The sequence below is a fragment of the Prevotella sp. BV3P1 genome, assembly GCF_000479005.1.
Classification (GTDB): Bacteria; Bacteroidota; Bacteroidia; order Bacteroidales; family Bacteroidaceae; genus Prevotella.
The window spans coordinates 47314-70561 of the sequence record NZ_AWXC01000041.1; the positions used below are offsets into that span (position 1 = coordinate 47314).

Below are 23248 nucleotides of genomic sequence, written 5' to 3' on the forward strand. Positions count from 1 at the left end.
GGCCTATAGTCCGTAACGTTTAATCTTGTTGTATAAAGTCTGTCGGGAGATGCCTAACCTGAACGCCACCTGCGAGAGGTTGCCGTCGCATTCGCGTATGGTTTTCTCGATGAGCCTGCGTTCCATCTCGTCGAGTGTGCGCACGTCTTCAATTGGTTTCTCCTGTCGGGCGGGTCCACTCTCTATGTCGTCCTCAGCAATAGTAGTGCCGCTGCACAGGATAACCGCTTTCTCCATGGCATGTTGCAGTTCGCGAATGTTACCGTACCAAGGTTGCTCTTCGAGTTTGGTCATGGCACCGGCCGAGAATTTTGTCTCCGGCTTGTTGTACATCGTCGCATAGCGTTTGAGGAAGATGCCGGCCAAGGCCGTGATGTCTTCCCTGCGCTCGCGCAAGGGTGGCAGATGCAGGTGAATGGTGTTGACACGGTAGAGCAAGTCTTCACGAAACTCGCCGTTGGCTACCATTGCAGGCAGGTCTCGGTTGGTGGCGCAAATCAGTCGCACATCGATGGGAATTTGCTCGCTGCCTCCTACACGCACGATACTTCTGCGCTGCAAAGCCGTGAGCAGCTTTGCCTGTAGCGCATAACTCAGATTGCCTATCTCATCAAGAAACAAGGTGCCTCCCTCCGCCAGTTCAAACTTTCCCGGCTTGTCTGTCTTGGCATCCGTGAAAGCACCTTTCGTGTGTCCAAAGAGTTCGCTTTCAAAAAGTGTCTCTGTGATGGCTCCCATGTCGATGGGCATCATCTGGTGTCCGTGCCGTTTCGATAGGCGGTGAATCTCTTTGGCCAGCACTTCCTTGCCGGTTCCGTTCTCGCCTGTGATGAGGATGTTGGCATCGGTGGCCGCCACTTTCTCCACCATCAGGCGCAGATCTTGCATGGTCGGCGACACGCCCCAGTACATTTCTCCCTCATGGGTGGTGGCGTTCCGGATATTTTTCTTGGTTTTTCGGTAGGCATTGGTGAGCGTATCGATGAGTTTGGCATTGTCGAAAGGCTTTACCACGAAGTCGGTAGCGCCCTCCTTGATGCCCGTCACCGCTAATTCAATGTCGGCGTATGCCGTGAAGAGCACCACCTGTGTGCAGGGATTCAGTTTCTTGATCTCGCGAAGCCAGAAGAGACCCTCGTTGCCATTGTTGATACCGCTGCGAAAATTCATGTCGAGCAGCACCACGTCGGGTTTGTCCTCGCGTAGGCGGGTGGGGATATTCTCTGGTTTGGCTATCGCCGCGACATGCTCGAATACATTTTCTATCAGCATCTTCACCGTGGTAAGGATGTTTCGGTTGTCGTCAACTATCAGTATGCTACCTTGTTTCATCTATTGTCTAATGTCTGTCTACCAGTTGCACATCCTTTCACGAAAATGGCGGAAAGGTTGTTGTTTTTGCAAAGATATTCTTTTTTCTCTTTAGTATCAAGCCGTTGTCTAAAAATCATATCATAAAAAAAGGTGTGCTGCATGAGAGGACATCGTGGGAACTGTGGGTCTCACTGTCAAATAATTGGGCAGCAGTGTCTAATTGTTGGACAGGCTTGTAATCACGCTTTTTACGCAACGTACAGATAGATAGGATGTTATGTTTCTGGCACGGCATTGGCAATTGTTTAAGCGTATGAGAACAGCAATTACGATAATATTATTAGATTTGGCCGCTCTTCCGCTATTGGCGCAAGAAACATGGACCATGAACCGCTGCATTCAGTATGCGGTGGAGCACAACAACGGAGTGCGCAAACAGCGATTGGAGGTGCGACAGAGCAAGGTTGACGAGCGCACGGCGAGACTTGACCTTCTGCCCACGGTGTCGGCACAGACCACGGCGCAGTATGCCTGGGGCCGTAACATCAACCCAGAGACGAACACCTACAACACCATCACCACCTTCAACAATTATTACAGCATTGGGGCAGAGGTGCCATTGTTTGACGGTGGCCGTACCTGGAATGCCTTTCAGCAAGCTCGACTGGCTCGTGCCAAGAGTATGACGGCCCTGCAAAAGACAGCCGATGACAAGGCCATAGCCGTGATGGCGAAATTCGTGGAGGCGGTGTACAGTCGGCAGAGCATTGGCTTGGCACGCCGCAAATTGGCCGACAGTGAGGCGTTGCTTCGCAAGACCCGCGCGATGTTCGACCTTGGGGAGAAGTCGCGACCCGACGTGGCGCAGATGGAAAGCCAGGTGGCGGAGGACGATTACAACTTGCTGCACCAACAGAACGCAGCCAGATTGGCGTTGATGGCCTTGAAATCGGAGATGAATTTCCCCGTAGGCGATACGCTTGCCCTCGACACTTTGTTGACCGCGAGCCTGTCTGCTGCCGACGATGCCGAGAACCTTTATGCCGCTTTCCAAGCTGAATCACCGGAAGTGAAGACGGCGGCGTTCAATGTCAAGAACGCCCGCTACCATTATCTTATACAACGCGGACAGCTGCTGCCCGTCCTGGCGTTGGGCGGAGGAATCAACACCAACTATTACCGCAATCTTTCCCAGGGCAGCGGCAAGACCGACAACTTCGGCAAACAGTTCAACAACAACATGGGCGAATATGTCTACCTTTCCCTGTCCATCCCCATTTTCATGCCTTCGCGCTGGCGTGCCGCACGCAGGGCGAAAGCCGAGTGGGAGGCAAGTAAGCTCGACTTGGAAGACGCGCGCCGCAAACTGCACGATGACATTGCGCAGGCGGTGCTCGATCGTGACGGCTATTCGCGCGAGCTCATGAAGATGGAACGGAAGACAGCGGCCGACTCCATAGCCTGGCATCTGGCGTCGCGCAAGTATGAGGAGGGCATGCTTTCAACTTTCGACTTGCATACAGCGGCGCAAACCTTGCTCGACAGTCGCATCAAACTACTGCAAATGCGGTTGATGCTTGAGATGAAACAACGATTAGTCAACTATTATAAAGGAATACGAACATGGACATTGAAATAAAACAAAAGAAGTTTTGGATACCCCGAAAGTATTGGACTTGGATAGGGGGAGGCGTTATTGTGGTGGCGGCTCTGCTGTGGTTGGCTCTGGGAAATTTCTCATCGACACTGAAAGTCGACAGTCGGGGGCTGAGTATTGGCGATGTGAAGCAAGCGCAGTTTGACGACTATGTGAGCGTAGACGGCAATGTGGTGCCCATCCAGGTGGTGCAGATCTCGCCAGAAGAAGGCGGTGTCGTCATGGAGAGAGTAGCGGAGGAAGGCTCCCATGTCAGGAAGGGCGATGTCATCGTGAGGCTGAACAACAGCAATCTCGACCTTGAAATCCTCAATGCCGAGAGCGAACTGGCGGAGAAGCAGAACATGCTCCGCAACACGCAGATTACGATGGAACAGGACAGGCTCAATAATCAGAACGAGGCGGCACAGCTGTCAATGGACGTACAGGCCAAGAAGCGAACCTACAGCCATCAGACCGCATTGCAGCAGGAACAGCTCAACAGCCGCGAGGAATATCTTAAGGCAAAGGAAGACTATGAGCTGGCCGTGAAAAAGAACGAGCTGATTGCGCAACGACTCAAGAAAGATGCGCAGCTTCGTCGCGCACAGATGGATCAGATGAACGACAATCTCTCGTCGATGAGGCGCAACGTGGAGCTGGTACGCCAGCGCAAGGAGCATCTCAACGTGCGCTCGCAAATCGACGGCGAGGTGGGACAGCTCAACATCGAATTAGGACAGAGCATCTCTCCGGGACAGAAGATTGGTGTCATCAACGACCTCAGCGACTATAAAGTAGAGGCGCAGGTCGACGAACATTACATCGACCGGGTGCACCAAGGGCTTACGGCGACTTTCGAGCAGAACGGCAAGCACTATTCGCTCACCGTGCGCAAGGTGTACCCCGAGGTGAAAGACGGCAGATTCAAAATAGATTTCGTGTTCAGTGGCAAGCGTCCGGCCAACATCCGAACGGGTCAGACCTATTATGTCGACCTGCAGTTGGGCGAGTCGAAGCGGGCGGTGCTCATCCCCAAGGGAACGTTTTACAGCGTGACGGGCGGGCAATGGATCTTCGTACTCGACAAGGATGGCAAGAAAGCCTACCGTCGCAACATCCGCATCGGACGGCAGAATCCGCAGTATTACGAGGTGCTTGAAGGTCTTCAGCCCGGCGAGCGAGTCATCGTGAGCGGGTACGAAAGCTACAAAGACAACGAAATTTTGGTTTTGGAATAACAAGAAATGAAATATGAAACAACTGTTCAATCTCAAATCCTATTTCACCTTCCTGTCGAGGAACAAGGTGTATACCGCCATTAATGTGTTCGGACTGAGTATCAGCTTTTCGTTCGTTATCCTCATTGGTCTGTACTATCAGCACGAAACGAGCATCGACAAAAACATCACGAACGTGGATAGGCTCTATCTGTTGGGCTGTGATTTTGAATCTAGTCAGATCAGCGGCACGTCGCGCGAGATTGTCAAGCTTCTGCAGAAGCAACTGCCGCAGATTGAGAAAGGATGTGCGTTTTATGCCGATGACGAGCAGCATGTAACGACCGCCGACGAGGACAATGTGAAAGTGACCATGATGTACACCGACTCCACGTTCTACTCCATGTTCAATCAACCGCTTGTGGAAGGAGATGTCGCAACGGCTTTGAACGAACTGACCGACGTGGTTATTTCCCGGAAGTTGGCGCAGACGCTGTTCCGTAACGGCGATGCGATGGGCAAGGTGCTGACGGTGAAGAACCAGAAAGTGTATGTAAGGGGCATCTTTGAGAACATGAGCGGGACCTCTTTCCCCAACTGTGACATTATTGGGCGGTACGAACTACTGCGCGAGCGTATACCTTGGCTCTTTAAGATTGACGGTAATTTCGGCAGTCCGGATGTGGTGTTGAGCTTGAGACCAGGCACAGATATCGGCGCATTGGAAAATAATGTTAACCGAATCCTGACAAAGATATACAAAGAAAATTTCAAGATTGACTGCAAGTTCCGCCTGATACCATTCAGCGAGAGCTATTTTTCCGAATACTCTTCCAACGTATGCCAGCGCGGAAAGAGCGGCTTGGTTTATCTCATTTTCATTATCGGCCTCATCATCTTGGTGTTTTCGGTGATGAACTACATTAACCTGACGGTCGCCCTGTCGGGCAACCGCTCCAAGGAAATGGCGACAAGAAGACTGTTGGGCAGCCGGAAGAGCGACATTCTCTGGCGGTTGGTCATCGAAAGTGTGTGCCTTTGCTGCTGCTCGGTAGTTCTTTCCGTGTTGTTGGCATGGGCTTCCATTCCTTATACCTGTCAGTTGTTGGATACCCACATCACCATCGCCGAGCTGTTCAGCCCCATCAACCTGTTGTCATTGGTAGGCATTGTGCTGGCAGTAGGTATATTGGCGGGTGTTCTGCCGGCGGTTATCCAGTCGCGCGTGAAACCCATCGACGTGGTTCGCGGCACCTTCCGCCGCCAGACCAAGATGCTATTCAGCAAGGTGTTCATCGTGGTGCAAAACGCCATCACCATCATTTTCATTGCCATAGCGCTCATTGGCAGTCGACAGATTCGGCACCTCATCAATGCCCCGTTGGGCTATGACACCCGAGGCGTGATGGAAATCGGTGTTCCGCAGGATGCCCGCAAAGCCAATCTGTTTAAGAAAAACTTGCAACAACTGACACCAGTCAAGAAGGTTTCCGTCTGCTTGTGCTCGCCTCTCTTGGGCGGATTCAACCAGATGGTTTACATCGGCAAGAAGGAGGTGCGCTGCCAGCGCTTTTTTGCGGACAAGGATTACCTGCCATTGCTGGGCATCGAGGTGAAGAAACAATTTGCGCAGGGCGATTCCGCCAAGCTCTTTGTGTCGCCCAACTTCCACTCGGTAATGCAGTTGAAACCTGAAGAAAGGGCATTCCGCTATAATGAGACTTACGAGCGGGAGCAAATCAACGGCATTCTGAATGATTTCCACCTTTACACCATTGATATGGACAAAGCTGACGATCTGGTGACAGTGGTTTACCTGTTCGACCAAATCACGCACGACAACTTTGTGAGTAATGTACTCATCAAGGTGGAAGGCGACGAGCAAGAAGCCTACCGACTGGTGCAGGAAACTTACAAGAAAGTTTATCATGAGGACTTGGCGCAGGAGTCGCCCTACCTCAGTCAGAAGATAGCCGAGGTGTATAAGGAGCAGACCCGCATCGTGCGCATCCTCACCATCTTCTCGTTCCTTGCCGTTCTTATCTCGCTGTTGGGACTTGTCGCCATGTCCACCTACTTCATTCAGCAGCGCAGCAAGGAGATTGCCATCCGCAAGGTGTTTGGCTCCACGAGCAACCGGATTCGCCGAGACCTTATCCGCACCTTCCTCCAATATGTGGCCGTCGCTTTCATTATCAGCGTGCCTGTCATCTGGTATTTCGCAGGCGAATGGATCAGCCGGTACAGTTACCGCATCGTGTGGTGGCCTTGGATTATCGTTGCTGGCATCCTCGTGCTGCTTATCTCGTTCTGCGCAGTGGCCGTTCAGAGCTATATGGCAAGTAATGAGAACCCGGTAAAGAATATCAAACAAGAGTAGAGTAACGCCGAATGAGGTATCAGGTCTATTATCAAAAAAAGACGCAATTATGAAACAGCTATTCAATCTCAAATCTTATTTCACCTTCCTGTCGCGGAACAAGGTGTACACCGCCATCAATGTGTTCGGACTGAGCATCTCGCTCATGTTCGTGCTGCTCATCGGCGTCTATACCTGGCAGGAGAAGAGTGTCGATCGCCAGCACAGCAAGGGCGACCGCATCTATGCGATGGGGATCGACTTCTATGAAGACCATGAAAAGGAACTTGGGTTCCACCATGCCATACTGAGTCGTTTCCGCAAGAATTATCCGGAAATAGAAAACACCTGTGGCTTTGTCGTCTCGGACATGCGGCTGCAAAAGGGAGATGAGTACTACAAGGCAACGGTGTTGGAGACCGATTCCACCTTCTTCTCCATGTTCGATTTCAAGCTGCTGCAGGGCGACAGGCAGACCTGTCTGAACGACCGGAACAACGTGGTTGTCACCAAGCGGTTTGCCAACAAATGGTTTGGCACGGAGGAGGTGCTCGGTCGCGAGATTACATGGAACGACGGCATTCGGTATCATGTCACCGGCGTGGTGGAGGATTTCGACAATACGATTATCAACAAGAACGTGGAAATGATTATCGACTTCTCCTGGGAATGGTATCACAACACGGCAAACATGGACGAGTATTTCCCCAAGGCAGTGAATTTTTCGGGTGCAAGCATCTTCCTGCAAGTGAGAAAGGGCGCAAAGATGATGGGGCGAGAGAAAGAGTTCGGCAAATTCATTCACTCGTTCTGGCCTTATTTCGACAAGGCGCCCTTCTATTGCAGACCGTTCTTGGTGCCGCTGAACAAAATATATTTCTCTGGTTACGAGAGCTACAACGACAACTTGCGCACCGGAAACAGCCGACTGGTCAACCTGCTTTTCATTGTAGGCTTGGTGGTGCTGCTCTTTGCCATCATGAACTATATCAACCTCACGTTGGCACAATCGGGCTATCGTGCGCGAGAGATGGCGGCACGGCGTCTCTTTGGTGCAAAACGCAAGCACATCATCCTTCGGCTGATGATAGAAAGCTCAACGCTCTGTTTCATCTCCCTGCTGTTAGCAGTGTCGCTTGCGTTGGCTTTCGCCCCAATGACTGGTCGCTTGCTCAGCACCACCATGGACATGCGTGTGCTCGCAACGCCTGCCGTCATCGGTCTGTTGCTTGCCTTCACGCTGCTCGTTGGCTTCATCTCGGGCATCTTCCCCGCCTACGTCTTGTCGAAAGCAAAGCCCATCGAGGTGGTGAGGGGAACCTTCAGGCACCGCACGAAGATGGTGCTGGGCAGGGTGTTCATCGTGGTTCAGAACATCATCACCATCGTGATGCTCGCCTGTGCCACCATCATGTCGTTGCAAATGCTGCACCTTGTGAACGCGCCATTGGGTTTCAACACGAAGAACCTGATTTGCCTCTATCAAGGAGATGCTTTCAGCAGCACGGACTTCCCGGTATTCCTCAACAAGGTGAAACAGGTTTCGGGAGTGAAATTAGTGTCCTGTTCTGATGGTACCCCGCAGGACGGCGGCAACAACAATACAGTGACGGGAAAGGACAAGGTCTATTCTTTCCAAATGCTCATCGGCGATCCCAACTATCTGAAGGTGTATGGACTGTCGCTAAAACATGACAATCACGTGGGACATCGCCCCGTCATTTATCTCAACGACCAGGCAGTAGGTGATTTGAAGATGAAGCCCACGGACAGTCACATGAGTGATTTCTACAAACAAACAAAATTCTTTCTCTTCCCGGATGATGCGGCGTTTGGCGGCATTCTCAATGATTTCCGCCTGCGCAACATCACGGAGACCAAAGTATATCCGCTGTTGCTCTGCATCAAGGACAAGGTGGAGAACCCATGGAACGTTACGATTCAGTTTGAGGGAAATCCCGCTAAAACCTACAAGGAGATACAGCGCATATATAAAGAGGTGTTCCATGAGGAGCTAAACCAGGCACATCCGTTCGTTGACAAGAGCATTGAATCGGTGTTTGAGTCGGAGTTGAGACTTTCAAAGATCATCGCCCTCTTCGCTTTCATCGCCATCGTCATCTCGCTGTTGGGACTTGTCGCCATGTCTACTTACTTCATTCAGCAGCGCAGCAAGGAGATTGCCATTCGCAAAGTGTTCGGCTCCACGAGCAACCGAATCCGCCGTGACCTCATCCGCACCTTCCTCCAATACGTGGGCGTCGCTTTCATTATCAGCGTGCCCGTCATCTGGTATACTATCAGCGAATGGATTAGCCAATACAGTTATCGTATCGTGTGGTGGCCTTGGATTATCGTTGCCGGCATCCTCGTGATGCTTATCTCGTTCTGCGCTGTGGCTATCCAAAGCTACATGGCCAGCAACGAGAACCCCGTCAAGAACATTAAACAAGAATAAATATGAAAAAGAAAATCTTTTTTTGCATGACAGCTGTCCTTGTTTTGCTGTCATCATGTATCGTTGTACAAGCCAACTCATACGAGGCTGCCAATGACGAAAGCAGAGCTTACACGCTGAGAGATTTCTCGGCAATCGAAGTCTCCGGAGCCATCAATGTAGAGTTTGTGCAGAGTAACAATCAAAGCTACCGTGTAAAGGCGGTAGGTTCGCCCGACATATTGCCGAAGTTGCAGATGGAAGTGCGCAATCAAGTGCTGACCATCAAGCAAAAGTCTGACCCTGGCTTTCATTCAGGCAATAATCACCTCACGGTTTATGTACAGGCACCCAACTTGCAGTCGGTCACGGCTTCCGGTGCGTGTGATGTGCTGATTCGGTCGCTCAATGCCTCGGCAGTGCGGTTGGAGGCACGCGGTTCGAGTGATATCAAGGTCAATCGGCTGGCGGCCAACAGCTTGGAAGTTCGCTTGCAGGGTTCTTCTGATGCTCGTCTGGCAGGGAAAGTGTCGAAAGCCGTATATACCTGTTCTGGTTCTTCTGATGTGAGAGCCTACGATCTCAAGGCGAAAGAGGTGTCGGCCACATGCTCTGGCTCGTCGGATGTCTATTGCTTCGTCACCCGTTCCGTCAGTGCCAAAGCCTCTGGCTCAAGCGACATCCGCATCAAGGGCAACCCCGTCCAGCGACAATTGGACAAATCAGGGTCTTCGGATATTCACATATTACATTAATCATCTATACTATGTTGCATCTTATCCAACAGTCTTGCCGCATGGCTTGGCGCAATCTCTTTCGCCCCAGGCAGCACAATGTGGCCAAGATTCTCTGTTTGGCACTGGGACTGAGTGTCAGTGCGGTCATCATTGCCGAGATTTATTACGAACAGACTTTCGACCAGTGTTATCCCGATTACGACCGTATTTGCCGTGTGACCGAAGGCTTCAAGATGAAAGCACAGGAGTTCACGGAGGGTTCGAATACGTCGGGCGGCGTGGTACCGATGATGAAACGAACCATTCCGCAGGTGGAGCTGGCTACACGCACCAATCCAATCGTGACCGATGGAGAGGTGGAAACTGATGACAAAACACGTGTCCGTGCCGATGTCTACTTTGCCGACAGCTGCTTCTTCCGCATGTTTCCGGCCCGCATTCTCGAGGGTGATGCCGACCGGGCACTCACGGAACCGTTCTGTTGTGTGGTGAATCGTTCGACGGCAGAGCGCTTGGGCGGCAACGTTGTGGGTCGGCACATCGAGTCGAAGGAAATGCCGGGCCTGAAGTTGACCATCGTAGGTGTCTATGAGGATTATCCTCACAATTCAACATTCCACACCTATGATGTGATCGGATCAATGAATACGCAGAAGAATTTTAGCTTCGACGGTCAGGATAATCTGGTTGGCAACGACCGCTACAGCAGTTTCGTGCGTATCAGGAAAGGTGCCTCTCCCGATTCGTTGACGCCTCTTATACACCACATGATACAGACGCATTACCCCGTCCAGGAACTGCGACAGTCCGGTGTATGGCTCATTTACAAGCTAACCCCCATATCGCGCTATTACACGGAGGCGGACAATGTGCGCCAAATGTTCTGGATTCTGTCGCTCCTAGCCATCATTCTGCTTTCGGCCTCGATACTCAACTATGTGCTTATCGTGGTGGGCAATTTGGTCAGCCGTGCCCGTGAGATGGCGGTAAGAAAATGCTATGGTGCCGGACGAGGAGCCGTCTACAGCATCACCTTCAGCGAAGTGTGCCTGCATCTCGTGCTTGCCCTCATGTTAGGAGCAGCTCTGTTGTGGGCTTGCCATGGCACAATCGAACAGTTGTTGTCGGCTCCGCTCTCTGTGTTGGTATTCAACCGTGGTGCGTGGATTTTGCTTTTAATTGCGTTGATGGTGCTCTTCGTGGGTGGTATCGTGCCCGGATGGCTTTACAACCGCATGCCCGTGACCCTTGCATTTCATGGCTATGTCGAGGCCAGGCGTCGCTGGAAGGTGGCACTTCTGGGACTTGAGTTTGCCATGGTAAGTTTCCTTTTAGGTCTGCTTTTCATTGTCAGCATGCAGTATAGGCATACGGTTGGCTTTGACTTGGGCTATCAGTGTGCCGGTCTTGCGACTGTTAACATCACCGCGCTGCAGCCCGATGAACGCCAGACGGCATACGACGAGGTAGGCCGTATGAGCGGTGTGCGTCAGGTGTCGGCCTGCAATACGTTTCCATTCTATGGCATGAGTGGTAACAACGTAACTGTTCCCGGGGAAGAATCACAGCTGTTCAATATCGCCGATCTCTACACCGTCGCCGACCATTACTTTGATGTGCTGCAGATTCCTGTTGTCGCAGGCCGTGTCTTCGCATCGGGCAGCGACAGTCTCAAGCAAGTAATGGTGAGTCAGGACTTTGCCTCTATGATGAAGAAGCTGCGCGGATGGGACGACGTGGTGGGTAGGAAGGTGATTATCAGTGAACATAGCGGCAACGAAAACAAAGACTTACTGACCATCGTAGGCGTCTATCGTGACATTCATCTCGGCAGTGCAGAGAACAATGGGAGGGACAGACCCTCTGTGATTTTCTACGGACGTGCGGCCAACTGGATGAACAATTACCTGCTGATTCAGCTGGACGATTTCAGCGCAGAGAAGCTGACCGACATCCAGATGCGGCTCCAGCGGTTCTTCCCGGGCAAAACAGTCATGGTCGAGAGCGTGGAGAACCTCAAGAACATGCAGTATGTTGCGACTCGCAACTTCCGTAACGGCGTGATGACGGTTGGCATCGTGGTGCTTTTCATCGCGCTGATGGGACTTATTGGTTATGTCAGCGACGAGGTGAACCGTCGTCACAAGGAAATAGCCATCCGCAAGGTGAACGGTGCGTGTGTGGGCGACGTGATGCGCATCTTTCAGCTGAACATCCTTCGTACCGCCATTCCTGCCGTGCTAATTGGGGCCGTCGGTGCCTACTGGGTAGCCGCACAGTGGCTGCAGCTCTATGACAACCGCATCGCGTTGACGGTGTGGCCGTTCCTCGTGACAATCGTCCTCGTGCTGCTCATCATCGTTGCCGTTGTGGCAATCAACTGCTGGCGTGTGGCCAACAGCAACCCGGTGGAGTATCTAAAACAAGAGTAGCAAAGGAACATCCGATTGACCGGACTACAAACCATAAAACATATAAAAACCATAATATTTTAAGAATATGATTAAAGTAGAAAATTTAAGCAAATCGTTCCGTACGGAAGAAGTGGAGACCATTGCACTCAACAATGTGTCGTTCCAAGTAGAAGACAAGGAGTTTGTTGCCATCATGGGGCCTTCGGGCTGTGGCAAGTCAACCCTGCTCAACATCCTCGGACTGCTCGACAATCCCACGGGCGGCAAGTATTGGTTAGGCGACAAGGAAGTGTCGGCGCTGAAGGAGAAAGATCGCACCGACGTGCGCAAGGGAGAGATAGGCTTCGTGTTCCAGAGCTTTAACCTCATCGACGAGCTCAACGTGGAAGAAAACATCGAGCTGCCCCTGACATACCTTGGCATGTCGAAGGTCGAGCGCAAGCAGAAAGTGAAGGACATCATGAAACGCATGGGCATCAGTCACCGAGCCAAGCATTTCCCACACCAGCTCTCAGGCGGTCAGCAGCAGCGTGTGGCCATTGCGCGTGCCGTGGTATTTGGTCCGAAACTGATTCTCGCCGATGAGCCGACAGGTAATCTCGACTCGAAAAACGGTGCCGAGGTGATGGGCCTGCTCACCGAACTCAACCGCGAGGGAACCACCATCGTCATGGTTACTCACAACGAGCATGACGCCTCCATCGCCCATCGCATCGTGCGACTGTTCGACGGACAAATTGTTGGTTGATTCAGGAGCAAAGCGTAAGCAAGCCAGGTGGCCTGACGGGCTGCTTTGGCAGAACGTGCTTACGCTTTGGCCCTATAGCTTTTTCGGACAATCGTAAAACTCAGCGAGATCTTCTTTGCCATATCTTCCATCCACTCCAAAGACACCATACGCATGCCACGCCCATGAGGAAGATGTAAAATAGAGACGCCATGCTTAAAAAGGTAAAGATGCGTCCTGTGTGCACTTCTATGCAAACATTGCGTAATGACATCGGGAGCGTTGTCATGCTGTCGGGCATACGAAGACGAGAATTTCCCTTCTTAAAATCCACCACCATGTCAGCATCGTCCAAGTCTGATGAAAATCCTGCAATGGCGTGACTTCCAAAAGGACTCCCACTGACAGACTGCACCTTTTGATGCGTGAAATAGTCGGTGACGGACTGTTGCGCTCTATCCCATACATACATGCCGCTGAACGAACCTATCAGCCATGCGTTGCGATGAGTGTGTTGTTCGACATTGATACCCATGACGCTCACAGGGGGCTGCACCTTCTCTCTTTGCGGAGTGTCGCCCAAGTGACGAAGAGAATAGAAACCGTCCGACGTACACAACAGCCAGTCGGCTTTATTCTCATCATACCGCAGCGAACGCAGACAGCCATTCCATGGGTTGTCGCTATCCATGGAAGAAAAAGGTATGGGCGGTATTTTGCCAGAGGCTATGGCGATGAGCGCAGGCGGACGTAGCATCCAGCCAGTAATGGTAAGCAACAACAGAAAGAACATCGCACCTCGCCCCAACTTGTCGTGCCATGTTATCAGCCTTCGCTTCGTACGTTTTGCTAACGATGAACGGGAACGAGGCGTAAAAGAATAATATACGCCTGAGATGGAGAGAAACAAGAGGATTAGTCCCACCGCATCGACAAAGAGCTTGCCAGCCATACCAAACAGTCCGCCTCCATGGAGAAGCCATATCGTTCGGAAGAGCGAAACCTTCCCTTGGTCTTTGTCTGTTTTCGTCAAGGTGATTTTTTGGAAGTCGTGGTAAGGAAAGCGAGACAGATAGACATAAGACCGCCCCGTGATAATGAGCGAGTCGCCCTTCTGTGTAATATCGCTCAACTTTTCATGCTTACCCTGAAGAATATCAACTTGTTCCCATACGCTATGGGGGGTCAAACGATACAAATGACGTTGGCTCATGGCGTATAGACTGCCATTGGGCATGACCGCCATTCCACGAATGTTTCTCAGGTCGGCACCCTTGGGCAACCCATGATTAAAGTCGGTTATCGTGTCTGCATCCTTCTCTTTCGCCCAAATGCCAGCGTTGCCATATATCAACAACGTGTTTCTCCATTTCTGCGTACCACGAAGCAATCCTTGGTTCCACTGACTATATCGATATTCTGAGGGTAACAGTGTTCTGCTGATATCTATGCCTTGAAACAACTTGGCATGATTGAGTACTATTCCCGAGAGACAAAAGAGTATGACGAACGGAGCTAAGATAATTCCTAACCATTTATGTTGCCGTCTCCATGTTGTTTTCTTCATTCCAACTCCTTTCATCATTGCTCAACTCTCTTTCGTTGTTTGCCTTTGAGCCAAAGATAAGCACCCAACAAGATAAATGCCATGAGGATGACAAGCATTTGCCATGCGTGTTTCTCTGGCTCTACCCAAAACTCTTGAAAGAAGTTCATCCTTCCCAATATTTCCACAGGTGTCCAAAAGATGATGACAGTGGCTATCGCCATTCGTATGTTCGCACCCCATGCAGCGATGTGCAGTTGATGACGAAACATGAAGATAGACCCCACGAGACACCCCACTCCCACAAGGAATGTCACGGGGTGATGATCACCAAGGAAAGTCTTGTCGTAGCAGAACATGAGCAACAAGTACATTGCCCAAAGAATCATGTTCAGTTCCATGAACGTGACAATGCTTGTGTGGCGTGTCATGGGTTGCACCACCACAACCTTGCGCTTGCTTCGGAAACATACCTTTTGTATCCATGTAATCAGGTCGCAACCGTTCTTTGTGCTGAACACATACATGGTCATCACCATCATCCACAAGCCAAACGAGGCAGGCATGATAAGGTATTCGGGCTTTGTCACCACTACTCCATTCTCTATCTCTGGCTGAACGCCATAACGTCGGGCATAATACAGGAAGAGGAACTCCACCCAACCCGTCCAGAAAAGCAGTCCACCGAAGAGTCCCCACAGCGTTTGTCGGGTATCGCCCTTCACAAACACACCAACGATAACCATGATGAGACCTGCCAAGCCCATCATAAAACCAGCAACGTGCATGGCTCCTTCACTCATGAACTTCTCCATCAATATCATCAGCGCATGACCTAAGGGCATGGCGAAAAGCACCAATAAAAATGAGGCGATGGTGCGCCACCAGTAGTATTCTCTTACTTTCTTATCCATATTATTGAGGTATGTTATGATTGATTGATGCTGCGTATGGTCTGCCGTATCAGCGTGATGAGCTTTTGTGTTCCTAATCCAGACCGTTCTCCCGCCATCTTGATGGTAGCCTTTTTCAGAATTAATTTTCCCAATGCCGTTTGCAACATCTTAAAAGGTGCGTATTGCTGAGCCAAGGCTTCCTTGAGACCAGGATATTGCGAGAAAAGATCTTTGAGCATCGTGTCTTCGGTAATCTCTGTCACCTGTTGGTTGTTATCTTTCCCTGCTTCCACAGAGTCTGTCATTGTAGCGGTGGGCGGTGATGTGGCAGACTTCTTTTCTTCGTCTGCCCATGTGAGAAGCGTCTGCGACCCAGTGAGCGAGCGGATGCGAGTACAATCTTGCATCACTTCAAGGATGCCCCTGAAAGTACCCTGCTTGTCTCTCACGGCATAGTAAGTGATGTAGATAAACAGGTTGGGCTTGTTAATCCAAAATTCCGCCTTGCTCTGTTCGCCACTTCGCATCTTTTCCACGATTTCACGAACGATGTGTACGCTCTTGCGCGGATGGCAGTTTTCTACCTTTCGCCCTATCACGTTTTTAGAGCGAGGGAATATGCGGTGGTCGGTGTCTGAATAGAATTGCACCAGTTCATCTTCATTGACAAACGAGATGTCGAAAGGCAAATGCTGGTAGATGAGATTGATTTGCTCGAGCGTGAGCTTACCTGTTGACACGTCTAACGGTTGGTTGTGTCCTATGCCGTATCCATACTTCGCCAGCAGCGATTGCAGTTCTTGGGCAAAGCCGTCGGCAGGGCGAATGTTATCTTTCTTCTCTGTCTTTGCCACGTCGATAAAGGCAAAACCTATCTCTTGGTCTCCACTCTTCATTTCCTCAAATTCCTCTTCTTTGATCAAGGCGAGCGAGGTTGGATAGAGGATGGCCTCTTCTTTGTCCATCAAGTCGCGGAGATAGGGTATCAGCTCTTTCACTTGCGCAATAAAAGCCTCTTCATCGTTGGCTTCAAGCAATGGTTTCAACTTCTTCACGCTGTTGGAAATCATGTCGTCAAAGGTCCACATGGTGACGGTGGGACGATCAAATCCTTTCTTCTCAAGAATCGGATAGAGTTGATTTTGCTTTCGGGTATAGTGTATGAGGTAGGCAGAGGCTTTGTCTAACAGTTCCAGCCACTGATTCTTAATCACAGGATACTGCACCAAGTCTTCTGCGGCATTCAGTATGCTGCGCATCTCCCCATTCTCGCGATAGTAGTGACGGATGGGATGATCATCAGGCAAGGTTGGAATGCTGTAATCCATCATCTCCTCCAGCAGCTTGTTGAGTTCGGAAAGATTCTCTTTGAAACATTCCTCCGGATTTTCTTCCGTCATCGTCTGTTCCATCAAGGCGTAATGATAAGGGCGCAGCTTACCCACTTTTTCTTTCAGTTGTCGTTTAGCTTCCTCAAGCGAAATCGTTCCAAGAGCGTATTGCTTTTTGATGTCAGCCAAACATTGCAGTCGGTCTATCTCTATCTTAGGCAAGTGCCGCTGCATTTCGCATATTTTCTGATTCATAAGAATTGTATTTTCACATTTATGATATAACGAGCAAATGTAAACTTTATTTCAGTTCATCACAGTAATAACTTATTTGTCCGCCCGTATCGTCGATTTCGGTGTGTTGATTATACCAACTGACGATTTGTAACTTGAAATAACGCTTACCATCGGCAGTACGCACCACATAAACATGGTATGAGGGTGTATAAGTCATGGGAGGTCCAGAGAGAAACATATTTCTCTCCAACAGAGGGTTTGCACTTGTGAGTGTGCGTTGTGGTCCGTTATTGGGGTCGAACCATGGGTTCTCCTTTGGATCGAGCTTGTGTGTGTTCACATAGCGAAACCAGTCGTTTTGCGAATAGGTTATCATCACTGTAGTATCATTATCTACTATCCACTTTTCTGTTTTTGGCAGTTGTTCTACACGCTGCCAATGGTCGTAGTCGCCAAATCCAAGGTCTATGGCACCACCTTTCCCCTTTCCGCTCGTTCCACTATTGGTACGAACGTGATAGCCACAAAAAGCGATGTCCCAATCCAGTCGGCTTTGTTGCTGTCCCTCTCTAATATCCCTGTTAGGGGCAATGCGGTTGAATATCTCGCCAGTGCGCAAGTTAAAATATATCCAGTCGTTGGTAACCCCTGTGGTATAACTCGCCACACGCGGCATCACCTTTCCAGTAAACTCTTCCGCATCATACGATATACACGAGGATATGGAAAGAAAAAGGCAAAGGAGTAATGGGAGTGATTTTGTCTTCATCTTATTATATTTTATATTCAAACTGTACGTACACCCTTGCTCCAGCCGTGGCAGGAACACTAAAAGCGGTAAGTCCAGAGCCAAGCGTCTTGGGTTTGTAATTAAAGATATTATCCACCCCCAACGACAACCGGAATCTCTCTTTGTAAGTCTGTGCCACGTTTAAGTTGCATAACATATAAGAAGGCAATGTACAACGGAAATAAGCATCATACGACCTGGCATCCTTCTCTACATACACTCTATCTTGCACATCATATTGCTTCTCGCCCATGATTTGTGCGTTGACATAAGCGTCAAGTCGATAGTTTTTCTTGTTATAGCTATATTTAATTCCTGCCGTGGCAGCATGTGGAGATGTGGTATTGATGCGCAGCCCTTTCTCCTTGCTCACGTACACATACGAGTAAGAAGCGTTCAGCGTGAGCCATTTCTTTGGTGTCCAGCGTCCCAGCAAGTCAATCCCCGCAATGGTCTGGTTACTGAGATTAACATACTCAAAGTTGTATTGCATATCGTAAATACGCCATACGCCTTCTATCTTGTCCCGAAAGAAGTTGCCATAAAGTGTACCATTGAAGAAGAAACGCTGATCGCTATACTCCACACCTGTAGAAACATAATTGTTCTTCTCTGGCTTCAAAAACTCATTGCCCTTTATCATGAACATCCCCAAATGATCCCAGTTGAAAAAGAGTTCCTTGATACTTGGCGATCGGTAACCCATGGAGTAGTTGGCACGTACTGCCCAATGTTCATCAGGCGAATATTTTGCGGCTATCTTTGGCATATACATAAATCCAAACGCTCTCGAAAAATTGGTGCGCACCCCAGAAGAGAGCATCCAATGGTCGCTTGCAGTCCAATCATCCTGTACATAAAACTCAGTCTCGTTCAGTGTGCGCGATGTCATTTTGTGGTTCACAAAGCGGTCGCTCGTGAGTTGGTCTCCACAATATTCCAATCCCATGACGATTGCGTGCCCTTGAAAATAGTTGCTGGTAAGTGTCAGTCGTGGCTGAAAGATGCGCGAATGATAAACCAGTTTGCGCTCATCACGACGTTCATGACGCTTGAAGCGGTCGTAATAATCGTTGTGCAGGCTTGCCGTAAGCGTAAGCCAATTTTTCAGCGAGTAGCTCATTTTCATTCCCCATGTGTAGTCACGTCCCTGTGTCAACACGAGATCTTGTACCAAATCGTATTGGTTGATGAAGAACATGGAGCCGTACACCTGCGCCTTGAAATGCTTTGAGGGCTCAAAATAGAGTTTTTGCGAGGCGATGAGATGCTCCCTGCCCTCTATGCCCATGGGCGGACGCGGAAAGCTGCTTTCCAAAACGATATCCTTTTCCAAGAAAGGGTTTGCCTCTTTCGTGTAGACCTTGCGGTCGTTCTTGTCTTGATACAGGTAGAAAGCATCGCTTTCACTATACCATGCGTCAGTTTGCGAAGTGAACGCTCCTTTTTTGAATCCTGCCGACAGCCACCCTTGTACATTTGGGCGGTCGGCGTTCTTCTCAAACATGTAAATAAAATCTTTCTTCTTGGGATTTTTGAAGTTGCGCTCGTTCATCTGCCCCCAGCGTACGCCGGCGTCAAAGGCAAACGGCTCGTTGGTCTTCTTGGTGATAATGTTGATGACAGCTCCTGAGGCACGACTGCCATAAAGCGTGCTACTTGCCCCCTTTACAATTTCCACACGGTCGATGGCGTGCAGGTTGAAACGTTCGTAGTCAAGGTTACCCGCCATGTCGCCCGTCATGCGCTCGCCGTCTGTAAGGAAAAGCACATGGCGAGCGTCCAAGCCGTCGAGGTTGATTTCGCTTCCGAATGTAACCTTCTGTATGCTCAGTCCGGGCGTCTCGTGCTGTAGGGCTTGCTGAAAGTCGCTGTATCCGCTTTCCACCATTCCCTTTCCGCTAAGCACCCGCGTGGTGATGGGCGACAGCTTCACTGGTCGAGCCGTGCGTGAACCCATTACCACGACACCCTCCAAGTTTCTTGTTTTCGTAGTGTCCGCCTTTTCCGTCGGCTTCTCCTGTGCCAAGACAGGCATCGTGCCTAAGCATGACAGCAGGAGGACTGACGATATATATGCTATTGCTATTTTCACTCTTGTTTCCTTTTTTATTCTCAAATATAAGCTCAAAATCTAACAAAGCTAATTTATAGAACCAGCCTTAAGCGAAAGCTATGCTCTTTACGGAAAAAGCATAGCTTTCTATACCTATCTAATAATAATGTAGGAGGCATAAGAGACTATTGTGTTCATCTGGCGAAAAGTTACTCGATATTTTCGCTCTTTACAATCCATGTGCTTGCTTGTATTTCTCCAAATCTTCTTCAAATTTAGCGAAATCTTCCTTGAAGGTGTCCATCTTTGAATAGTCAATTGTCTGTAAGTAAACATAACTCTGCATCAACATGACATTAAAGTTTGTGGAAAACTCGATCTGTTTGGTGTTCACGTTCAGGTAGCCCTGCACATAGCCGCTGCCTCCGTCGCCATTCTCATATTCGTGTTGGGTATCATTCTTGTTTGGCATATAGGTAGTTGCACCGTATTCGCCAATAAATTTCACCCAGCCATTTCCCTTGTATTCATCTCTCTCCCATGAGTTAAGACGAGTAAGTTTGCAATCGATGTTAAACCATATCTGAACAGGCATTTTACCCACAGAGAAGTTCTTCAACTGAATGTTCAGAGGCTTGTCAGAACCTTCGTTCCAGTGAAAATAATATTTCAAAGGACATCCTTCGGGTAGCAACGTTTTGTCCACAGTTGCCATCATAGCCTTGGAACGCAAGACTATGCTATCTTTCAATATCTCCTTTACCTTGGCTGCGTATTCCGCATCAACAGAGGATTGTTCAATCCTTTCGTCTCCCGAGCAGGAGGCACAGATTGAACAAACCATTAATGCCAAGTAAAGGAACAAATATTTCTTACTTGCTGCCATTATCCATGTTAGATTTTATTTCCTGTAAAATCAAAACTGATGACATAACCACCCTTGTAGTCTGGGATGATAGCCTCTATATGGAATGTCAGGTTGTTGTCGGTAACATTTCCCGTGAGGCTGGTTACATTGAAATCTTTACTCAACACTGTAATTTTTTTGAACAGTTGGATATAAATATGTGCATATCCCGACGCATTGCTGATTGCACCATTCGGCTGCAAAACATCAAATACTACTTTCTTAAGTGTAAAGTCCATGTCATGATAGGTGATTCCTGCTGCAAGAAAGGCGGCATGTCCACTAAGACAACATCTGCCGGCCTCCGTAGGAGCAACCGTGAAAGTTAAGTCGTTCATGTCTCTCACATGTTTACCTCCCATATACACGTTTGTTGCAGACCCCTTAAACTGGACTTCATTGTTAATTACTTGAGCGTTAACACTCACGAAGCTCGCCATAAGAAGTACTAGCAATGAAAATATTAATCGTTTCATACCCAATGAATTTTAAAAGTGAAAAAAGTTTACAAATAATACATGGCATTATTACCATGGTTTCTTTTTCCATATATCCATCCATCTCACGTCCTCATGACGTCCCCAAGGATGTGGCATATACTGCCCTTCAACTTCAAAACTATTATTGTCTATATATTTTATATTGTTCTTGATAAAGTCTTTTGTTTCCTGACGATTGAAAATATCCTGATCTATACCCAACCCAGAATGGCGTTCCTGTGTTTTTTTACCCATATAAACGCTATATTTCATAGTTGGGTAGATAATCTGCGCATTTTTTAATTCATATAAATCACATCTCCAAAAAGACTCAAATTGCGAAAGATCCAGCTTCTTTAATTTGGGCAAATAGCAGAAAGTCATATTGTTCATGATGTACGCCTTCTTAGGAAAGATGATTTCCTCAAGATCCGGACAGTCTTTGATTTCCACCCACGATACATCCACATCTGTCATCTCCAATGGTATGCTGCGTTGTCCCAATTTGGTAGAATGGCTCATGTCCATTTTCTTGATAGAGCGACAAGTGTACATGTGCCCATGAAACAAATCGGTATTTGCAGACATATCTATGCCGTTAAGCAAGTCAAGATGCTCTAACTGGAAAAATGATATTTGTTTAGGCATTTTCAGATAAGGAACTTTTGTATATTCTTCTGAAGTGACACCTAATGTTGTTCCTTTGAAACTCTTGTTGTGTAGAACATATTGGAAACCGTCAGCATTTTTTCCTTCAAAAATAACAATGGGATTGTTGCTTTGCTCGGGTGAGGTCATTCGTCTGCTCACATCAATAAGTGTATCCTTATTTTCTGTAATGACAAATAATTGGGAGAAACTTTCGTAGAGTTGTTTTCTGACTATGGCATCAGGCACATTACGCAAGGTGTTATATGTATTCAACTTTCCATTTGCGTCTGCCATTTTCATATCAACGGCTTTCTTGTCCATTTCCGACTTTTTATAAAAAGCTACAATCTGATCCTGATCGTATTTTGCGCCTTCAGGAAGATACAACTTTTCAAAGTGGCGTTTAATGTCGGTAGCCTCGTATCCTGTAGCCTCTACATTGTCAGTATTTGCCAGTCCCTTAAATTCGTAAATGTCATTGCCTGTCAAATCCACGCCGGTAATCTGTACCGGCAGCTGGGCGAAGTCGAAAACAGGTCCATACCCGTTATTGGAGAGTTTTACGTCTTTCAGATTAGGCAGAATGTCAAGCCCGCTTAAATCTTTTAGCTTGGTGCCACTGAGGTCGAGCGAGGTGGTATTGTTTGCCAAATCGTTGAGCTCCAACTTGCCGTCTTTGTCAAACTGATAGCCTTTCTGCTTCAGAATGTTCATCAACTCCGTGTTCTTTAGGGCGTTCGCGCTGTACTTAACTACATCATCGTCACTGCTGCATGAGGCAAGCCCCATGACAAAAAATGCCAATACTGGCAATGCTAAATTCTTAAAGATTTTCATTTTAATAATCAATTAAATAAGTTTTGAATGCAAAGTTAGCGGTATGTCTTGAATACCACAATACCTATTTATTGTGATTTTTTTATCGAATTATGCAATCCTCATTTATGAGGATTTTTTTTTACTCAAGTTTCGGATTTAGATAGTAAGCGGTCTGGAATGAAGACAGACGCTGCGTTTTTTTTACAAAACGCCTCTCATATTTCGCGTGTAGACCACCAACGGTACAATTGGTCACAAATACGCTAAAAATGAGCGATGTTCATAACTTTTTATTATTGAGTGTATTAGGTCAAATATCTCTCTTTTTATTCTCATTTTTACCACTTTTTGTCGACAAAAGCATTGCTTTAAACCTCCAATTTGCATGCTTTCAGGTTGCTATAGCATGTGAATAATACCGCAAAAAGATGCTTACAAGAGCGTGAAGTCAATGCTTTGACCCCAAAAAAACGTTTATTTTGTTCAAATGAGCGCACTCTTGTCTACCGCTTGCCTATTGATTTTTTCTATATGGGTGATTTTTAAATGCTCTTTTTTCGGTAAAATTACAGGACAAAGGAAACGGATGTCCTTACCAAGGGTGACAAGGTATACATGGTAAAAAGTTCATTCTTCAATGACAAGACCGTGTTGGTTTGTGAGCCGCGTGGGCAGGTAAATAGCCGCTTTTG

The 23248-nt window shown here is 48.5% G+C and carries 16 protein-coding genes; 7 read left to right on the forward strand and 9 right to left on the reverse strand.

The features are described 5' to 3' along the window. Positions 1-3: 3 nt before the first annotated feature. Positions 4-1332 carry a sigma-54-dependent transcriptional regulator gene (locus tag HMPREF1254_RS07280; RefSeq protein WP_023058073.1) on the reverse strand — a complete coding sequence of 443 codons (1329 nt, stop codon included), beginning with the start codon at positions 1330-1332 and terminating at the stop codon, positions 4-6. Positions 1333-1627: 295 nt separating this feature from the next. On the opposite strand from HMPREF1254_RS07280, the gene HMPREF1254_RS07285 reads away from it, so the two are divergent. The 7 genes from HMPREF1254_RS07285 (at position 1628) to HMPREF1254_RS07315 (ending at position 12865) form a co-directional block, all read left to right on the forward strand. Next, positions 1628-2953, forward strand: coding sequence for a TolC family protein (locus HMPREF1254_RS07285; RefSeq protein WP_023058059.1), 1326 nt, complete (start codon positions 1628-1630; stop codon positions 2951-2953). Then, complete coding sequence (locus HMPREF1254_RS07290) at positions 2938-4191, forward strand: efflux RND transporter periplasmic adaptor subunit (protein ID WP_023058029.1); 1254 nt, start codon at positions 2938-2940, stop codon at positions 4189-4191. Before HMPREF1254_RS07285 ends, HMPREF1254_RS07290 begins: the two co-directional genes overlap by 16 nt. A 13-nt stretch (positions 4192-4204) precedes the next feature. Continuing rightward, positions 4205-6550: an ABC transporter permease gene (locus HMPREF1254_RS07295; RefSeq protein ID WP_023058093.1), complete on the forward strand. Its 2346-nt coding sequence runs from the start codon at positions 4205-4207 to the stop codon at positions 6548-6550. Between the two features lie 49 nt (positions 6551-6599). Further along, the gene (locus HMPREF1254_RS07300) at positions 6600-8987 is read left to right on the forward strand and encodes an ABC transporter permease (protein ID WP_023058033.1); all 2388 of its coding nucleotides are present in this window, start codon (positions 6600-6602) and stop codon (positions 8985-8987) included. Positions 8988-8989: 2 nt separating this feature from the next. Continuing rightward, positions 8990-9721 (forward strand): head GIN domain-containing protein, encoded by a 732-nt coding sequence (locus tag HMPREF1254_RS07305; protein ID WP_023058111.1) that lies wholly within the window; start codon positions 8990-8992, stop codon positions 9719-9721. 11 nt (positions 9722-9732) lie between these two features. Continuing rightward, a complete protein-coding gene (locus HMPREF1254_RS07310; protein ID WP_023058036.1) occupies positions 9733-12135 on the forward strand; it encodes an ABC transporter permease in 2403 nt (800 codons plus the stop codon). A 67-nt stretch (positions 12136-12202) separates the two neighbouring features. Further along, positions 12203-12865 carry an ABC transporter ATP-binding protein gene (locus tag HMPREF1254_RS07315; RefSeq protein ID WP_023058099.1) on the forward strand — a complete coding sequence of 221 codons (663 nt, stop codon included), beginning with the start codon at positions 12203-12205 and terminating at the stop codon, positions 12863-12865. 100 nt (positions 12866-12965) lie between these two features. Here the strand turns inward: HMPREF1254_RS07315 and HMPREF1254_RS07320 are convergent, their stop codons facing one another. From HMPREF1254_RS07320 to HMPREF1254_RS07355, 8 genes are all read right to left on the reverse strand, one after another. Then, entirely contained in the window at positions 12966-14411 is a 1446-nt protein-coding gene (locus HMPREF1254_RS07320; protein WP_036878314.1) for a PepSY-associated TM helix domain-containing protein, read from the reverse strand. Positions 14412-14425: 14 nt separating this feature from the next. Next, entirely contained in the window at positions 14426-15304 is an 879-nt protein-coding gene (locus HMPREF1254_RS07325) for a hypothetical protein (RefSeq protein WP_023058105.1), read from the reverse strand. Positions 15305-15318: 14 nt separating this feature from the next. Further along, entirely contained in the window at positions 15319-16872 is a 1554-nt protein-coding gene (locus tag HMPREF1254_RS07330) for a DUF438 domain-containing protein (protein ID WP_023058047.1), read from the reverse strand. A 46-nt stretch (positions 16873-16918) separates the two neighbouring features. After that, positions 16919-17623 (reverse strand): HmuY family protein, encoded by a 705-nt coding sequence (locus tag HMPREF1254_RS07335; protein ID WP_023058064.1) that lies wholly within the window; start codon positions 17621-17623, stop codon positions 16919-16921. Between the two features lie 4 nt (positions 17624-17627). Beyond that, the gene (locus tag HMPREF1254_RS07340) at positions 17628-19682 is read right to left on the reverse strand and encodes a TonB-dependent receptor plug domain-containing protein (protein ID WP_036878258.1); all 2055 of its coding nucleotides are present in this window, start codon (positions 19680-19682) and stop codon (positions 17628-17630) included. A 247-nt stretch (positions 19683-19929) separates the two neighbouring features. Then, a complete protein-coding gene (locus tag HMPREF1254_RS07345; protein WP_008123029.1) occupies positions 19930-20586 on the reverse strand; it encodes a DUF4903 family protein in 657 nt (218 codons plus the stop codon). A gap of 8 nt (positions 20587-20594) precedes the next feature. Then, positions 20595-20945, reverse strand: coding sequence for a hypothetical protein (locus HMPREF1254_RS07350; RefSeq protein ID WP_155945439.1), 351 nt, complete (start codon positions 20943-20945; stop codon positions 20595-20597). Positions 20946-21134: 189 nt separating this feature from the next. Beyond that, positions 21135-22574, reverse strand: coding sequence for a leucine-rich repeat domain-containing protein (locus HMPREF1254_RS07355; RefSeq protein WP_051331303.1), 1440 nt, complete (start codon positions 22572-22574; stop codon positions 21135-21137). Between the last annotated feature and the right edge of the window lie 674 nt (positions 22575-23248).

Excerpts from the sequence above, each read along its gene's own strand:
- HMPREF1254_RS07280 (WP_023058073.1), bottom strand. The coding sequence starts at position 1,332 with ATGAAACAAGGTAGCATACTGATAGTTGACGACAACCGAAACATCCTT.
- HMPREF1254_RS07285 (WP_023058059.1), top strand. The coding sequence starts at position 1,628 with ATGAGAACAGCAATTACGATAATATTATTAGATTTGGCCGCTCTTCCG.
- HMPREF1254_RS07290 (WP_023058029.1), top strand. The coding sequence starts at position 2,938 with ATGGACATTGAAATAAAACAAAAGAAGTTTTGGATACCCCGAAAGTAT.
- HMPREF1254_RS07295 (WP_023058093.1), top strand. The coding sequence starts at position 4,205 with ATGAAACAACTGTTCAATCTCAAATCCTATTTCACCTTCCTGTCGAGG.
- HMPREF1254_RS07300 (WP_023058033.1), top strand. The coding sequence starts at position 6,600 with ATGAAACAGCTATTCAATCTCAAATCTTATTTCACCTTCCTGTCGCGG.
- HMPREF1254_RS07305 (WP_023058111.1), top strand. The coding sequence starts at position 8,990 with ATGAAAAAGAAAATCTTTTTTTGCATGACAGCTGTCCTTGTTTTGCTG.
- HMPREF1254_RS07310 (WP_023058036.1), top strand. The coding sequence starts at position 9,733 with ATGTTGCATCTTATCCAACAGTCTTGCCGCATGGCTTGGCGCAATCTC.
- HMPREF1254_RS07315 (WP_023058099.1), top strand. The coding sequence starts at position 12,203 with ATGATTAAAGTAGAAAATTTAAGCAAATCGTTCCGTACGGAAGAAGTG.
- HMPREF1254_RS07320 (WP_036878314.1), bottom strand. The coding sequence starts at position 14,411 with ATGAAGAAAACAACATGGAGACGGCAACATAAATGGTTAGGAATTATC.
- HMPREF1254_RS07325 (WP_023058105.1), bottom strand. The coding sequence starts at position 15,304 with ATGGATAAGAAAGTAAGAGAATACTACTGGTGGCGCACCATCGCCTCA.
- HMPREF1254_RS07330 (WP_023058047.1), bottom strand. The coding sequence starts at position 16,872 with ATGAATCAGAAAATATGCGAAATGCAGCGGCACTTGCCTAAGATAGAG.
- HMPREF1254_RS07335 (WP_023058064.1), bottom strand. The coding sequence starts at position 17,623 with ATGAAGACAAAATCACTCCCATTACTCCTTTGCCTTTTTCTTTCCATA.
- HMPREF1254_RS07340 (WP_036878258.1), bottom strand. The coding sequence starts at position 19,682 with ATGCCTGTCTTGGCACAGGAGAAGCCGACGGAAAAGGCGGACACTACG.
- HMPREF1254_RS07345 (WP_008123029.1), bottom strand. The coding sequence starts at position 20,586 with ATGGCAGCAAGTAAGAAATATTTGTTCCTTTACTTGGCATTAATGGTT.
- HMPREF1254_RS07350 (WP_155945439.1), bottom strand. The coding sequence starts at position 20,945 with ATGAACGACTTAACTTTCACGGTTGCTCCTACGGAGGCCGGCAGATGT.
- HMPREF1254_RS07355 (WP_051331303.1), bottom strand. The coding sequence starts at position 22,574 with ATGAAAATCTTTAAGAATTTAGCATTGCCAGTATTGGCATTTTTTGTC.